A 14,400-nucleotide genomic window follows, 5' to 3' on the forward strand; every position below is an offset into this window, starting at 1 on the left:
AAGTGATGGGTTTCATAACTAGTGTCATTTTTGTGTAAAAAAACCGCATAAAATATACGGTTATTTACAATTTAAAAATGATTAAAGACGTTTACGTTTTGCGGCAACAATTTGTGATTGGCGCATGCGGAAACCTTCTTTTTGCTTTTCAGAAGTTTTGTCTATGCAATATACACAAGATACGCCATGTTCGTAGCTTGGTAGTGCAACTTCTTCAGGGCTTAAAGGCCAGCCGCAAGCATGACACTTAATGTTAACACCTTCTTCAACGCCATGAGTGACCGCAGTACGTCCATCAAAAACGAAGCATTCACCTTCCCACATGCTTTCTTCAGCAGGTGTTTCTTCAAGATATTTTAAAATACCGCCTTTAAGGTGATAAACCTCGTTGAAACCTTCCTGTAAAAGTAATGATGTTGATTTTTCACAACGAATACCACCTGTACAGAACATGGCAATTTTTTTATCTTTGTGTTGTTCTAACTCTTTTTTAACATAGTCAGGAAATTCACGGAAAGTTTCAGTTTTTGGATCAACTGCGCCTTTGAATGTACCTGCTTTATATTCATAGTCATTGCGTGTATCAATTAAGATCACATCATCACGTGCAATGAGTTCATTCCATTCTTTAGGATCAAGATAGTGACCCACCAAATCACGTGGTTTAACTTCAACGCCTAAAGTGACAATTTCTTTTTTTAGCTTGATTTTCATTTTACGGAATGGTTTATCATCACTTTGTGATTCTTTATATTCCATCGTGTTGAAACCTTCATCTAAAAGAAATTGATGAATGGCATCAATTGCTTGACGGTCACCTGCAACAGTGCCGTTGATTCCTTCATCTGCAACAATTAGAGTACCGCATAAGTTGATGGTTTTTACCAAATCTAAAAGACGTTGCTGAAGATCAGCAGGATCTTGAACTTCTTTGAATTGATAAAGTGCTGCAACAACCCAACCAGTGGTCGCTTGCTGTTCTACAGGTGCAAGCTGTTCTACAGTAGCGTTCATGGAATACTCCAAATGTATTAAGATATGAAAAAATTTAGGTGCGTATTCTAGCCTGAATTTTAAAAATTTGCGAGAAAGCCATAGCAAAAATATGGTTTTAAATAAGGAGAATGTTTTGAGTAATAAAGGTCGAATTCCATCATTAACTCCATGTGTTGGGCGTTGTTCAACGGTTTTTGGTGATTCGGTTTGTCGTGGCTGCCGTCGTTTTAATCATGAAGTGATCCAATGGAATACTTATACCGCAGAACAGCATTTGGCAGTATGGAAGCGTTTAGATGCACAATTAGATCAAATTTTAGTGCCTATGTTGCCATTTGCTCAACTTAAACATGTTGAAGGTTTCATTTTAGGCAAACGAGTACGCCTCTTAGAAAATGCGTCTAAAGGGCGTAAATTATATTATGCGTTAAAAATTTGTGAGAAAAATCGTGCGTTGGCAGGTGAGAGTGGCTTAGGAATACATGCAAAGCAAGTTAAACCTTTGTGGGATGAGTTTGAACGCCGCGTTTTAGCATTAGCAACAGCAAGTTATGATTTGGCTTGGCTACGTGCCGATGGAATTCATCATAATTTACTTAAAATTGTGGAAGAAAAAGAAAATCTTCATATCCCAATTTCATTGTAAAATACTGCCTTATTAAGTATCGACTGGGTTTGTTTTGGATTTTTCAGCCTATTTTTTATATTGTGTTGCGGTGATTGTCATGATTGCAACACCCGGACCTGTGATGTTATTGGTGGCAAGTGCAGGTTTGCAAGGGGGCTATAAAAAGGCATTACAAACTATTTTCGGTACAAATTTAGCTTCTTTGGTTTTAATTGCTATTTCAGTCCTGATTTTAAAAGGTTTTGTTAATATCGCAAATCATTGGTTTGATGTTATTAAAATTTTGGGATGTCTTTATATTGCGTATTTAGGGATTCAAATTATTAGAGAGGCGGTTTTAAAACCAAGCACAAATGATGAAGTTTCATCTTCTATACAAGGTGGTTTTAAACAAGGTTTTTTAGTAGGAATTTCAAATCCTAAAGATATTATCTTTTTCGCATCTTTTTTCCCTCAATTTACGCATGTTCGTGATGATTTAGATCACAGTTTGATTTTACTCACACTCACTTGGATTGTGCTAGATTTTGTAACATTGTCAGTTGTTTATCTTGGTTTTAATGTTTTAGCAAAGTCGAAAATATATACAAAAATTTTAGCATTGTGTGGTGCAATTTTAGTTTTGGTGGCAATTTATGGCATTTATTCTGTTGTAAGCTGAAGTGTTTTAACCCAAAAATATAAAGAGCTTTGGGTGTCTAAAAAAACTTTTTCATCATACATTTCCACTAAAAAACGACTGATTAAGCCTTCAAGTAAGTTAAAACTCATTTCTGTGATTTGATGTGAAAATTTTAAATCTTGAATATTTTCAAAAATAAAATTTCTTAACCAAAGTTTATGTTGTTTAGCTATTTCAATGAGTTCCAAATCTTGCTGAGAAGATTCGCCAACAGCACGTACAAATAAACAACCTTTAAAATGGTCTGTTTGAAACCAGTTTTGATGCCAAACAAAAATTTTTTCTAGTGCTTCTAAACCACGATGTTCAGCGACAAAAGTCGTTAAGCTTTCTCGAAAACGTAAATCACGCTGTTGTAGAACAGAACACACCAATTGTTGTTTATTTTTAAAATACGTATAGAGCGTGGTTTTTGAGCAACCTGATTCATCTCGAATGAGATCCACACCCACGGCAACAAAACTATGCTCATTAAAAAGTTGTTCTGCGACATTTAAAATTTTTTGTGCTGATTTGGACATTGTTCATTCTCATCAATAACACTTGATATAAGTACAGATCTGTACTATTTTTTATTTTAGTATGATTGATGCTAAAAAACAAGGCAGGGTGAGCACAATGAACTTATTCGGTGGCAAAGAATTATTGGCAGCTATACCAAATGGTTTGGAACTATTTAGAGGATTTATTGGTGGGGCTTTGAGTATTCTAATTTTATTATTGCTTGGGCAGTGGTCACATCATATGTGGATTATGGCACCTTTTGGAGCGAGCTGTGTTTTATTGTATACCGTTGCCCAATCGCCATTAGCGCAACCAAGAAATATTATTTTTGGGCATTTTATTTCTGCTTTGGTTGGGTTAGTTTGCTTAAAATTTTTTCCAATCAATATTTGGACTATTGCTGGTAGTGTAGGTGTCGCAATTGCCCTAATGCAATATTGTCGCTGTGTCCATCCTCCAGCAGGGGCAAATCCATTGGTGATTTTATTGACTGCGCATACTGTATATTATGATTGGGATTTTCTGATTTTCCCTGTCTTGTGTGGAGCGGTTGCCTTGGTACTTGTTGCGTTGTTGGTGAATAATATCAAGGTCACAAAAAAATGGCCGATTTATGGCTTGGCATTGTGGGAAACAAAAAAGTAATCAAAAAAAATGCCTAATTTAAGCAAATATTAGGCATTTTTTAGTAATGAAAATATCAGAGATAAGTCATCAAAAATGAAGTTCCATTAGACACCATGTGCTAAACGATATTGCACAATTTCTTCAATGGTGATTAAAGTTAAATGGTGGGTTTGTGCATATGCTAAAACTTGAATACCTGAAGCCATCGTACCATCAGGGTTAGTCACTTCACATAAGACACCCGCAGGTTTTAGCCCTGCCATACGTGCTAAATCAATAGAACCTTCGGTATGACCACGGCGTGTGAGTACGCCACCATCACGACCACGTAAAGGAAATACATGCCCTGGACGGTTTAAGTCACTTGCTACAGCACCATCTTTGATTGCTGCATGAATGGTGGTTACACGGTCTTTCGCTGAAACACCTGTTGTGACACCTCCGGCAGCTTCAATGGTAATTGTAAATGCTGTTTTAAATTGACTTGAATTATCTTGAACCATGGGTGGTAATGCTAAATGGTCAGCAAGTTCTGAGGTTAAGGTTAAGCAAACAATGCCTGAACCATCACGAATCATACGTGCCATAGTTTCAATATTTAATGTTTCTGCAGCAACAATTAAATCAGCTTCATTTTCACGATCAAAATCGTCCATGACCAAGACAGGTTTGCCTTGACGCATATCTTCTAAAGCTTGTTGGATGCGTTGTTCAGCAGGAGGAAGGGCTGAAAAGAAAATTTCGGGTTGTATTAAGCTAGACATTGAAACGCTCTCGTAAGTAGAAATACGGTTGAACATTTCAGGACATGTGAAATAGTGGCGTTACAAAACAATTTCCAATGTATAGATTGAAAATTATTGAGCTGTGACGTCGTCTTCTTTCATCCGGACTATACCGTCGGCTTTGGCTTTTACCAAATCTGCTTATAAAATCAAAGAAATTATAGGCTCGTGGGCTGAATAAATCACAAAGAAATGTGTATTTAATTACCACCGGTGGGGAATTACACCCCGCCCTGAAGCGATGTTTTTTGATTATAAGCTATTTTTCGTCAAAGTTCAGAGTTTTTCTATAGAACGCTGCATTTGTCTTATGTGTAAGCACCAGAGAAAATTATTTTGATTTTATTTATAAACTCAGCATGCTATGAATAGAGCATTGAAATAAAAATCTTGAATGTATTTTGAGTCATAAGATTTTACTAGCAGCAAAGGTAATGATGAACATGCAAAATAAAAAGCCATCATGTGTTGTGATTACAGGAGGCTCGCGTGGGATTGGTTTGGGATTAAGTCAAGCATTTTTGACATTGGGCTGGTCGGTCGTGATTTCTGCACGTGATCTACAAAATTTACAGCAAGTTCAAAAGCAGCTACAACAGCAATTTGGTGAAGCTAAAGTTCATATTGTATGTTGTGAAGTGACGAAAATTGAAGATTTAGAAAAGCTTTGGCAAGAAGCGCTTTCTCACTTTGGTCGTGTTGATGTTTGGATTAATAATGCGGGTACCAGTAATAGCGCAAAATCTTTTGCCGCATTAAACCCTCAAGAGATTACAAATGTGATTGAAACGAATGTATTGGGATGTATGTTAGGCGCACAAGTGGCACTAAAAGGAATGTTAGTACAAGGGTTTGGGCAAATTTTTAATATGGAAGGTTGGGGAAGTCGAGGTGAGTGGAGTGCAGGTATGACACCCTATGCCACCAGTAAACGTGCAGTCGCTTATTTTAGTCAAGCATTATATAAAGAAACTAAAAAGACCACGATTCGAGTAGGTACTTTAAGCCCCGGAATGGTCGCTACAGATTTATTAGTTTCATCTTGGCAGGATGGTGATGTGGAAAACTGGCGTAAAATGAAATGGTTATTTATGTTTATCATTGATCCACCACATCAAGTATGTGGTTATTTAGCAGAGAAAATAATTCAAAATAAAAGAACCAATGTACGTATTGTTTGGATGACACCGTGGCGTTTATTACTCAGATTTTTTCAGCCTTATTATTGGAAGCGCAACCCAATTCAAGGTACAGCATTGAATGATTTAAAATAAGTTCAATTTTTTGTATGGATGAATCACTAAACATCTGAGCTTCAAATGTTTAGTGAAAGTTTTTATCAACTATACGTCATCTTGTTTCACGATTAAAACAGGTGCTTTGAGCGTTGTAATTAAGCTTTGTGCCACACTACCAATTAAAAGTTTTTTAAAGCCACTACGACCGTGTGAGCATAAAATAACCAGATCAGTATTGAGTTCATCGCTAGCTTTAGCAATGGCTTTGGCAATATTTTCACCTTCTAAAAGCTTGACTTGGACGTCTAAATCTTGCGCTTTAAATTTAGCTTTAGCTGTTTCTAAATTATCTAAAATATAATTTTTTGCCCGTTCAATAAGTTGATTGCTTTGACCATGAGCAATATATTCAGAGGCAATATAAGGATCTATAGTCATGACTTGAACTACGGTTACATTGGCATCAAATTTTTTTGCCATTTCAACCACAGTAGGAATGACAGCCAAAGACGTATCTGAACCGTCAACAGGAACTAAAATATTTTTAAAAGACATAAAATTCTCCTTATAGTTATTGCAAAAATATATACATTATTACTGTCTATAATTTCATCATAGCGCAAAATATTTACTTTGAAAATGTCGACTTTAGCATGAGATCAAAATATTAATTTTGGTGTTTTTTATTGGTATTAAGTTTATGTATTTAAATATAATTTATACTATTTTACTCGGAATTAAAATTGTAATATTGAAGCTGTGATTGTGATATCAAATTTGCTGCAATACTACAATTTAGTCTCACTTATTCTTTATTAAATCATGTGAAATAGGTCTTAAATTTAGCTTTGAATCACTCATCTTTTTGGGTGAGTTCTAAAGCACGTTGATAAGCCACTTTTTTCTTAACACCAGTTAAATCGGCAACCAACTGAGAGGCTGCTTTAACAGATAAGTCTTCAAGCAAACGGATCAATAACTGATCTAATTTCTCTTGCTTAACATCATGTTCTTGTGGCGCTCCACCAATCACTAAAACAATTTCACCTTTTTGTTGATGATGATCACTTTCAATAAAATGTAGTAATTCTGCTAAAGTCATTTTTTTAATTGTTTCAAAAGTTTTAGTAATTTCACGTGCAAAACCAACTGGACGTTCAGCACCAAATACGTCGACCATATCCTTAACACAATCTAAAATCCGATGTGGCGCTTCATAGATAATTAAAGTTTGTGTTTCATGTTTAAGTTTTTCTAACTGTAATAAGCGTTGTGATTGTTTAGATGGTAAAAAGCCTTCAAAACTAAAGCGATCACTGGGTAAGCCAACAGCACTTAAAGCTGCAATCGCTGCACAAGCACCCGGTACAGGAATCACACGAATATTATTTTCTTGAGCTGCACGTACTAATTTAAAACCAGGATCGCTAATCAATGGTGTTCCCGCATCACTCACTAAAGCAATATCTTCTCCATTTTTTAAGCGTTCGATCAGTATATTAATTTTGTTACTTTCATTATGATCATGACATGCAGTTAAAGGAGTTGAGATATTATAATGTTTAAGTAATTGTGCAGATTGTCGTGTATCTTCTGCGGCAACTACAGCAACGGACTTTAAAACTTCAATTGCACGATAGGTCATGTCATCTAAGTGCCCAATTGGAGTGGCTACAACAAATAACTGAGCACTCATAAGGTTCTCCATGATTAAAAATAAAAAATTGAATTATAGACAGACGCTATGTGGTCTTGGGCTTTTGAGCATAATGATCACTGCTCAAGCGGAAGTATTGGTTATTTTACCTGAAACAGGACCTCTGGCGCGAGCAAGTAACAGCATTAAACTTGGAATATCGACTGCATATCAAGCAATGGGGTCGAAAACTGTTCTAAAATTTGTAAATACAGACCAAAAATCAATCAGCGCTGTACTGAAGCAAAATATCAATAAGCAAACCCAAATGATTATTGGACCTTTAGGGCGCACTGATGTTGAAGAGGTTATTAAATTTTCGCCAAAAATACCTGTATTGGCATTAAATGAAGTGACTTTAAAACATCCTAATGTTGTGCAATTTAGTTTATCTAAAAATGATGATGCAGCAGCATTAATTGATACCATAGAAAGAGATGGAGTGAATAAATTATATATTTTACAACAACCTGAAAATATTCAAGAAAGTAAAGCATTTTTCAATGCATTGTCTGAACAATTTCAAGGGCAAATCCAAATTGTGAATAGCGTACCCGTAAAGATGGTCAAAAGTGAGGGATTACTGTTATTAGGGAATTATGCATGGATCAGTCAATTAAAAAAATTACCTGTACAAAACTTATATATGCAAGCTGTAGCCGTTGAGGACAGTCAGCCTTTGCCTAAGGGAATGAAGTTCTGCGATGTGCCTTCATTGTATATTTCTGAATGGAATGACGTTTTAAAAGCGTATCAACAAAGTCCAACCACTATGGCATATCAACGTTTATATGCTTTTGGTGGAGATGCATGGCAAATTACCCAGAGCTATATTACACAGCCACAAATGAAAAATTTAGACTTTAAAGGGCGTACAGGTAAAATTCATATTGAAAATAATCGCATTGATCGCGAGCCAATGTGTTTTGTGAGTACAGGCAAAGGTTTAGCAATCGCCTAAATCATCACATAAACAATTGGGATAGATCGAATGAAAGCGAAGTCTGTGCGGCAACAATTAGGTGAGTGGGCAGAACATACTGCTTTACAGCTTATGCAAGAGCATGCTTATCGTTTGGTGTGCCAAAATTATCATGCAAGTTGTGGTGAAATTGATTTGATTGTGGTCAAGGATAATGAGTTACTTTTTATTGAAGTCAAAGCACGTGCTAAAACTGAGTATGGTCTTGCTGTAGAGGTAATTACCCTCAGTAAGCAACGTAAAATTATTAAGACAGCTTTGAAGTTTTTGCAAGATCATGAACATTTTCAGGACTTTTATTATCGTTTTGATGCAATTTGTTTTGATTTTCATCAAGAAATTGCAAAAAATGTACAGCATGACTTTTCTAAAATCCCGTATGATTTACAGTGGATTGAAAATGCATTTACTTTAGATGCAGACTTGATTAATCTGTGAGTAAAATTTAAGCGTAAACTCGAGTAGCCGTTTAAAATATATAGAAATAATGATTTCAATGAGGAGTCTTGCTGAGTGTTAAACCGTATTGTCATTACAATGTTGTGTGTAGCAAGTTTATCTGGGTGCGCGAGCTTTATTTCTGGTGGCACAGGAAGTACACCTGTTGGAACTGAAAGTGGTGTCAGATCATTAGGGCAAGTATTCATTGATTCTTCAATTGAACGTACTGCAAAAATTAACTTATATAAATTAGATGCCAGATTTAAACAATCTCGTGTCAATATCAATAGTTTTCACAGCAATGTTTTATTGACAGGTCAAGTGCCAGATGTTCATTTAAAACAATTGGCTGAAGATAATGTCCGTGCCATGAGTGATGTCAAGGCTGTACATAATTATATTACAGTGGGTAATCAAATTAGCTACAGCACCATTATGCAAGATGCATCAGTAACAGCAAATACACGTGGCTTAATTATGAAAGCACCTGTTGTTTCAGATAATAAAGTTTTAGTACATACAGAAGATGGTGTGCTTTATGTCATGGGACGTCTGAATAATGCTGAAAGTGATGACTTAAATGATGTTTTGCAAAAAGTAGGTAATGTCACCAAAATTGTGACTTTATTAGATAATGTTGAGCAAGCGAGTCGTCAAGTACAAAGTTCATCCTTTACTGCACCTGTCGTTTCAAATGTTCAACCCGATGTTGTGACTCCTGTGGCAATAGACCCAGATGCAGTAGAGCCAAGTACAGATGTTCAACCGTAATTTTCAAGTTAAACCTAAAGTTGTATTGAAAAAAATCCAATCAATTAAGGCATTTTATACTGATTTTCGTTTATATGATTTAGCCAGTATCACGATTAATAAATTGACTCCTAAAAAGGGTTATCAATTTCATGCCAATATTGCATATGGTTTAAAAGCAAGACAGCGTTTAGATTTATATATTTCTAATCGTACACAAGAAAAACCATTAATTGTTTTTGTGCATGGTGGTGCTTGGAGTCATGGCGATAAAAGTGCTTATAAGTTTGTTGGCGAAGCATTTAGTCGTTATGGTTATGATGTTGCGGTATTGAATTATCATTTAGCACCACAGCATAAGTTCCCTACTTATGTAGATGATTTGGCTGTTGCTTTAAACTTTTTAGAGCAACAACAAAACAAGCTTGGTATTTCTACGCATAATATTGCTTTAATGGGGCATTCAGCAGGCGCATTTAATATTACCTCTTTATTGTATAATCCTAAGCGTTTTCAGTCTGAGGTCAAAAAAAATATTAAGGCAATCGTGGGGATTGCTGGACCTTATCACTTTGATTATAAAGGTGATCCTTTAGCTAGTGATGCATTTGATCAAGATATCCCTTATCAACAAGTGATGCCTTATTACTTTATTGAAAAAAATGAGATTCGCCACTTTTTATTTACTGCAGCTCATGATCAAATTGTTGAGGAAAGCAATAGTCTAGATTTGAAGGCACAACTTGAAGCTTTAGGAAATCATTGCCAAATGACAGTGATTCCAAAAACAGGTCATGTGTCTATTATGGGAAGTGTCTCAAGTTTATTTAGTCGTTTTTATCAAACACGATCAGAAATTGTTAAAGCATTAGATCAAACTTTTAAAAACAACTAAAATTGTCATTTAAATCAAAAAAATGCCTGTTAATCAGGCATTTTTTTATTAAAAATCACGTGTTCAATCATGGCATGTGCAATACTGCCTGAAAAAGGAATTTCGGGTAAAGCATCAAATTTAAAGAATTGAGCATCACTGATTTCTTCTTCTTGTAAGACAATTTCACCTGAAGCATATTCAGCTTTAAAGGCAAGCATTAAGTTGCTTGGAAAAGGCCATGGTTGGCTCGCTAGATATTGAATATTTTTAACTTCAATGCCAATTTCTTCAAGGGTTTCACGTTGTACAGCTTCTTCGAGTGTTTCTCCAACTTCAACAAAGCCTGCGATTAAACCATACATATTACTGGTGTTTTTAGCATTTTTTGCGAGTAAAATTTCATCTTTTCCTCGTGTAATCACTGTAATAACACAAGGTTGCACACGTGGATATTGATGGTAGCGACAAGCAGGGCAAACCATCGCATATTCTGTAGGATGAACTTCTGTTTCATGCCCACAATGGCTGCAAAACTTATGGTTACGGCGCCATTCTAAAAGTTGTAAAGCACGGCTTGCTTGTTCAAATTGAACCTTTGTCCATTGTGAAATAAGCTGGCGAATGGGAACGAGTTGATAACCTTCAGGAATATTTTCCTCAATAAATAGATCTCGGGCGATAATCTGATCACCCGAGTTAAAAATAAGATCACTTGCTAATTGTTCAACTTGTGGTAATTGAAAATTGTCATCAACAAGAAGTTGGTGATGGTGAAAAATATAGGCAAGTGATAATTCTGACATTAGGCGATCGCTTTTAAGTTTTGGCTACTTTTCAATGCTATATCAAACATAGATTGTAGGACAGGTTGTTTATTCTGTAAATTTTCAATCATCATATCAGCACTTGCTAGCACTTCTAATACAGATTGAATTTGCTGTGGATTTAATGTGGTACTTTGAGATAAAGCATGGTCAATAAATTGAGCACATGTCAGTAATGTTTCTTGGCTTGCTTTAGAACCAAGGAATAACATTGCACCGCTAATTTCAGTCAGTTGTAATGCAACATTAGCAATAGTTTCCTGATTTTTTTCAGAAATATATTGAACCAATGCTTGGCTAGTGGCATCAATCTGAATCTTCGTTTCTGCTAACAAGGTAGTATGTGCTTCATCTAAACGATCAAGTGAAATTTGCAGATTATTGACACGAAGTTGCAAGCGATTTGATGTGTAATTACGTTCTAAAATACCAATTGAATTCATAGCAGATAAAATACTATTCATCAATTGTTGCGCATAGTTTTCATCTTCTAAAATGGTTGGATTGTCGAGTAGGGCTGCTTGTTGTACAAGTTCTGTTGCTGCTTCATTGAGATTCAAAACTTTAAAAATGTTCGCTAAACCTAATAACTTGCTTTTGAGTTCAATAGTTTTTTCATCTGACATGTTTTGATAGTTGTACTCAATCGCATTACGAATTTCTGTCATTTCCTCAGTGATCAGTTTGCTCACGCTATGAATCGTTTCAAAATCTGGACCATATAAATGACGACTAAAAACATGAAGTTGATTGTCTGTTAGAACATCATCACCAACTTGAATTTTATGGCGTAAATTTTGTGCAATATCATTATCTTGGCTAATACACAAACTGAGAACATTCGCAACTTGTAAGTTATCTACATTAAACTGTTGTGGCTGACTGAGGAAGTTACCAATATTGGTTTCAATTTGAATTAACGTGCGTAAGCGAGCATCACTCAAAATAGTATCTTGTAGATGCTGTAAGGCATTTGCGACCAATTTCCAATATTGAGCACTTGGCGTTGTATCTGCTAAATGAGAAAGATATGCTCCCACCAGTTGTAAGCCTTGATAATCTAATTGAGTTTCGTTTTGTTTCAAAAGGTGATTTAAGCAGAGCTTATATAACCGATGTACATAATTCGATTTTTCGAGTTCTTGCGCTTGGGCTAATTCTAAAGGAGGAATTTGCGCCAACAATGGTGTTAGATTTTCTCCCTCTTGTGTAAGCGGTTTGCCAAGCGCTAGCTCTAAACGGTTTAAGGTATCAAGCAAAAACTGGTGAACTTTGACTTCACGTAAACAGGTAAACTCGACAAAGCGTTTGAGCATTGTTGTGCCTTCGCTCAGCGCAAGTACATCTGATGTTTTAATATTACGCGGATCTTGCATGATTTTATGCATTAATTCCGCTGCATATTCAGTAAGTTGTGCGAGTTGCGGTATGTTGATCAAACGAATCACATGTGCACATTGTTCAAACTGATTCAGTGCATCATCTATACCAAAAGGTAAGGTTTGATCTTCAACCAAACTACTAACAGCCGACTCAACTTGTTGAATCGAATTATCCACTTCATTTTTTATTATTAATAATGCTGTTGGATCAAAATATATTGATGTTTGATAAGACATCAAAGCCCCCTGATGAAAATAAATGTTCTAATTTTTTAGCCTTTAGTATAAAGACTAATTTTTAGATTTTAATATCGCTTAAATGCAGACAATTTACAATAGACTTATTTGCTTAGTCTTAGGACTTTACAAACTGTACGAAGTGGAATGCTGTCTATTTACCCAGTTCTTTTCAGTTGATTGCTGAATCGATTGGATTCTTGAGTGATTCCACTTTTGACTGTCCTGTTATTTACCAAAAATACATGCTTCTCCATTTTTTTCTTGGTATTTTTGTACCCAAGCATCGTGCGCTGCTAACTCTTCTTCTGATGCTAAAATGACAGGCGCTTGTACATCGATTTTTGCACGTGTTTGTTGCTCAGAAGATAAGTTTGAGGTGTCTGATAAAGCATCCATGTCAAAGGAAACTTGTCCACCTGTCATGGCTAGATAGACATCAGATAAAATCTCAGCATCCAGTAAAGCACCGTGGAAAGTACGGTCACGTTGTGGAATTTCATAACGACGAACTAAAGCATCTAATGAGTTTTTTTGTCCTGGATGCTTACTTTTTGCCATTGCCAAAGTGTCAGTGACACTACAAACTTCAGATAAAGCGACAAAGCCACTACGTTTAAACTCCATATCTAAGAAGTTCATATCGAAGCTTGCATTATGTGCAATAATTTCTGCACCTTCTAAATAGTCAAAAAGTACTTGTGCAACTTCATGATACTTAGGTTTATCTTTTAAAAACTCATCCGTAATACCGTGAATTGCTTCAGAGTCACCTACAGGCTTTTCAGGGTTAATATAAATGTGAATAGAGCTACCTGTGAGTTTACGATTGATCATTTCAATCGCTCCAACCTCGACAATACGGTCACTGTCTTGAAAATAAAAACCTGTGGTTTCTGTATCTAAAATAAGTTGTCGTGGACCTTCAATATCGAGTTTTTTTGGAGTAATGACAATATCAGGATGCTGTTGAATATTTGTCGTTGAATGTTCTTGTTCTTTTGCTGCTGTTTCATGACCGAAATGTTGAGCAGAAGATAACGTATCTATATTTTCATTTTCTTCACTTTCACTGCTCAGTTCAATTTCTTCGGCTGTATCTTCATCTTCATTGACAAGGTCAAAACCAAAAGGGTCATCTAAAAGCCAATCTGCTTCAACTTTTTTTTTATCTTGAGTCATGGTGGTCTTTGCCTGAGTTAAAAGTTTCTGAGTCGTGGTAATTTGAGTCTGGGTGATACCTTGCGCTGTATTTGATGCACCTAAATTGGCAAGTTGATCTGCCATTTCGTTGCCCGCATGTCCTGCATGTCCTTTAATCCAGTTCCATTCAATGTCACGACCTTTACATGTAGCATCGAGTTTTTGCCACAAATCAGGATTTTTGACATCTTTCCAGTTTTTCTTTTTCCAATTTTCAATCCACTCCGTGATACCACGTTTGACATAGTTAGAATCTGTCCACAAAATGAGCTTGGCATCTTTGGGGCAAAATGCAATGCCCTCAATAGCGGCTGAAAGTTCCATCCGATTATTGGTTGTTTCTCTTTCACCACCACACAGTTTATGTTCTTCTGTTTCAGTAATGATATACGCACCCCAGCCGCCTAATCCTGGATTGCCTTTACATGCACCATCGACATAAAGCGTGATTGTTTGAGACATAATGATAACCAATGAATGAAATTTAGTGTTGAACATCGTGAGCTAAGAATTTATTGTATACGCAAATCGAGTTTTCCACCGCTAGA

The 14,400-nt window shown here is 36.0% G+C and carries 16 protein-coding genes and 1 riboswitch; of the genes, 8 read left to right on the top strand and 8 right to left on the bottom strand.

Annotated elements, in window-relative coordinates:
- Positions 1-81 precede the first annotated feature (81 nt).
- The gene (gene trhO / locus C9E89_RS00260; protein ID WP_107006444.1) at positions 82-1,014 is read right to left on the bottom strand and encodes an oxygen-dependent tRNA uridine(34) hydroxylase TrhO; all 933 of its coding nucleotides are present in this window, start codon (positions 1,012-1,014) and stop codon (positions 82-84) included.
- A 115-nt stretch (positions 1,015-1,129) separates the two neighbouring features.
- On the opposite strand from trhO, the gene C9E89_RS00265 reads away from it, so the two are divergent.
- Together C9E89_RS00265 and C9E89_RS00270 are read left to right on the top strand one after the other, a co-directional pair.
- Positions 1,130-1,642 (top strand): DUF1289 domain-containing protein, encoded by a 513-nt coding sequence (locus C9E89_RS00265; protein ID WP_107006649.1) that lies wholly within the window; start codon positions 1,130-1,132, stop codon positions 1,640-1,642.
- 34 nt (positions 1,643-1,676) lie between these two features.
- Complete coding sequence (locus tag C9E89_RS00270) at positions 1,677-2,285, top strand: LysE family translocator (RefSeq protein ID WP_107006445.1); 609 nt, start codon at positions 1,677-1,679, stop codon at positions 2,283-2,285.
- On the opposite strand, the gene C9E89_RS00275 is transcribed toward C9E89_RS00270, so the two are convergent.
- Positions 2,267-2,827: a TetR/AcrR family transcriptional regulator gene (locus C9E89_RS00275; protein ID WP_107006446.1), complete on the bottom strand. Its 561-nt coding sequence runs from the start codon at positions 2,825-2,827 to the stop codon at positions 2,267-2,269. The genes C9E89_RS00270 and C9E89_RS00275 overlap by 19 nt on opposite strands.
- A 97-nt stretch (positions 2,828-2,924) precedes the next feature.
- On the opposite strand from C9E89_RS00275, the gene C9E89_RS00280 reads away from it, so the two are divergent.
- A complete protein-coding gene (locus tag C9E89_RS00280) occupies positions 2,925-3,455 on the top strand; it encodes an HPP family protein (RefSeq protein WP_107006650.1) in 531 nt (176 codons plus the stop codon).
- A gap of 86 nt (positions 3,456-3,541) precedes the next feature.
- Here the strand turns inward: C9E89_RS00280 and ribB are convergent, their stop codons facing one another.
- Entirely contained in the window at positions 3,542-4,201 is a 660-nt protein-coding gene (gene ribB, locus C9E89_RS00285) for a 3,4-dihydroxy-2-butanone-4-phosphate synthase (protein ID WP_107006447.1), read from the bottom strand.
- A gap of 107 nt (positions 4,202-4,308) precedes the next feature.
- A riboswitch (FMN riboswitch) is annotated at positions 4,309-4,466 on the bottom strand.
- A gap of 193 nt (positions 4,467-4,659) precedes the next feature.
- Between ribB and C9E89_RS00290 the strand changes: the two genes are divergently transcribed.
- Positions 4,660-5,496 (top strand): SDR family NAD(P)-dependent oxidoreductase, encoded by an 837-nt coding sequence (locus tag C9E89_RS00290; protein ID WP_107006651.1) that lies wholly within the window; start codon positions 4,660-4,662, stop codon positions 5,494-5,496.
- 69 nt (positions 5,497-5,565) lie between these two features.
- Here the strand turns inward: C9E89_RS00290 and C9E89_RS00295 are convergent, their stop codons facing one another.
- Positions 5,566-6,015: a universal stress protein gene (locus tag C9E89_RS00295; RefSeq protein ID WP_107006448.1), complete on the bottom strand. Its 450-nt coding sequence runs from the start codon at positions 6,013-6,015 to the stop codon at positions 5,566-5,568.
- A 298-nt stretch (positions 6,016-6,313) separates the two neighbouring features.
- Positions 6,314-7,156, bottom strand: a complete 843-nt coding sequence (gene rsmI, locus C9E89_RS00300; protein ID WP_107006449.1) for a 16S rRNA (cytidine(1402)-2'-O)-methyltransferase — start codon at positions 7,154-7,156, stop codon at positions 6,314-6,316.
- Positions 7,157-7,229: 73 nt separating this feature from the next.
- Here rsmI and C9E89_RS00305 point away from each other — a divergent pair, with 73 nt between their 5' ends.
- The 4 genes from C9E89_RS00305 (at position 7,230) to C9E89_RS00320 (ending at position 10,224) form a co-directional block, all read left to right on the top strand.
- A complete protein-coding gene (locus C9E89_RS00305; protein ID WP_228198959.1) occupies positions 7,230-8,117 on the top strand; it encodes a penicillin-binding protein activator in 888 nt (295 codons plus the stop codon).
- A gap of 30 nt (positions 8,118-8,147) precedes the next feature.
- Complete coding sequence (locus C9E89_RS00310; RefSeq protein WP_107006450.1) at positions 8,148-8,576, top strand: YraN family protein; 429 nt, start codon at positions 8,148-8,150, stop codon at positions 8,574-8,576.
- A gap of 75 nt (positions 8,577-8,651) precedes the next feature.
- Positions 8,652-9,350: a BON domain-containing protein gene (locus C9E89_RS00315; protein WP_107006451.1), complete on the top strand. Its 699-nt coding sequence runs from the start codon at positions 8,652-8,654 to the stop codon at positions 9,348-9,350.
- Entirely contained in the window at positions 9,337-10,224 is an 888-nt protein-coding gene (locus tag C9E89_RS00320; RefSeq protein WP_107006452.1) for an alpha/beta hydrolase, read from the top strand. Before C9E89_RS00315 ends, C9E89_RS00320 begins: the two co-directional genes overlap by 14 nt.
- Positions 10,225-10,253: 29 nt before the next feature.
- Here C9E89_RS00320 and nudC read toward each other — a convergent pair whose 3' ends face one another.
- From nudC to dnaQ, 3 genes are all read right to left on the bottom strand, one after another.
- Positions 10,254-11,009, bottom strand: coding sequence for an NAD(+) diphosphatase (nudC, locus tag C9E89_RS00325; RefSeq protein ID WP_107006453.1), 756 nt, complete (start codon positions 11,007-11,009; stop codon positions 10,254-10,256).
- Positions 11,009-12,649: a chemotaxis protein gene (locus C9E89_RS00330; protein ID WP_107006454.1), complete on the bottom strand. Its 1,641-nt coding sequence runs from the start codon at positions 12,647-12,649 to the stop codon at positions 11,009-11,011. The genes nudC and C9E89_RS00330 overlap by 1 nt, the downstream gene beginning before the upstream one ends.
- A gap of 228 nt (positions 12,650-12,877) precedes the next feature.
- Positions 12,878-14,314, bottom strand: coding sequence for a DNA polymerase III subunit epsilon (gene dnaQ / locus C9E89_RS00335; protein ID WP_107006455.1), 1,437 nt, complete (start codon positions 14,312-14,314; stop codon positions 12,878-12,880).
- Between the last annotated feature and the right edge of the window lie 86 nt (positions 14,315-14,400).

Source organism: Acinetobacter sichuanensis, from assembly GCF_003024515.2.
Lineage (GTDB): Bacteria > Pseudomonadota > Gammaproteobacteria > Pseudomonadales > Moraxellaceae > Acinetobacter > Acinetobacter sichuanensis.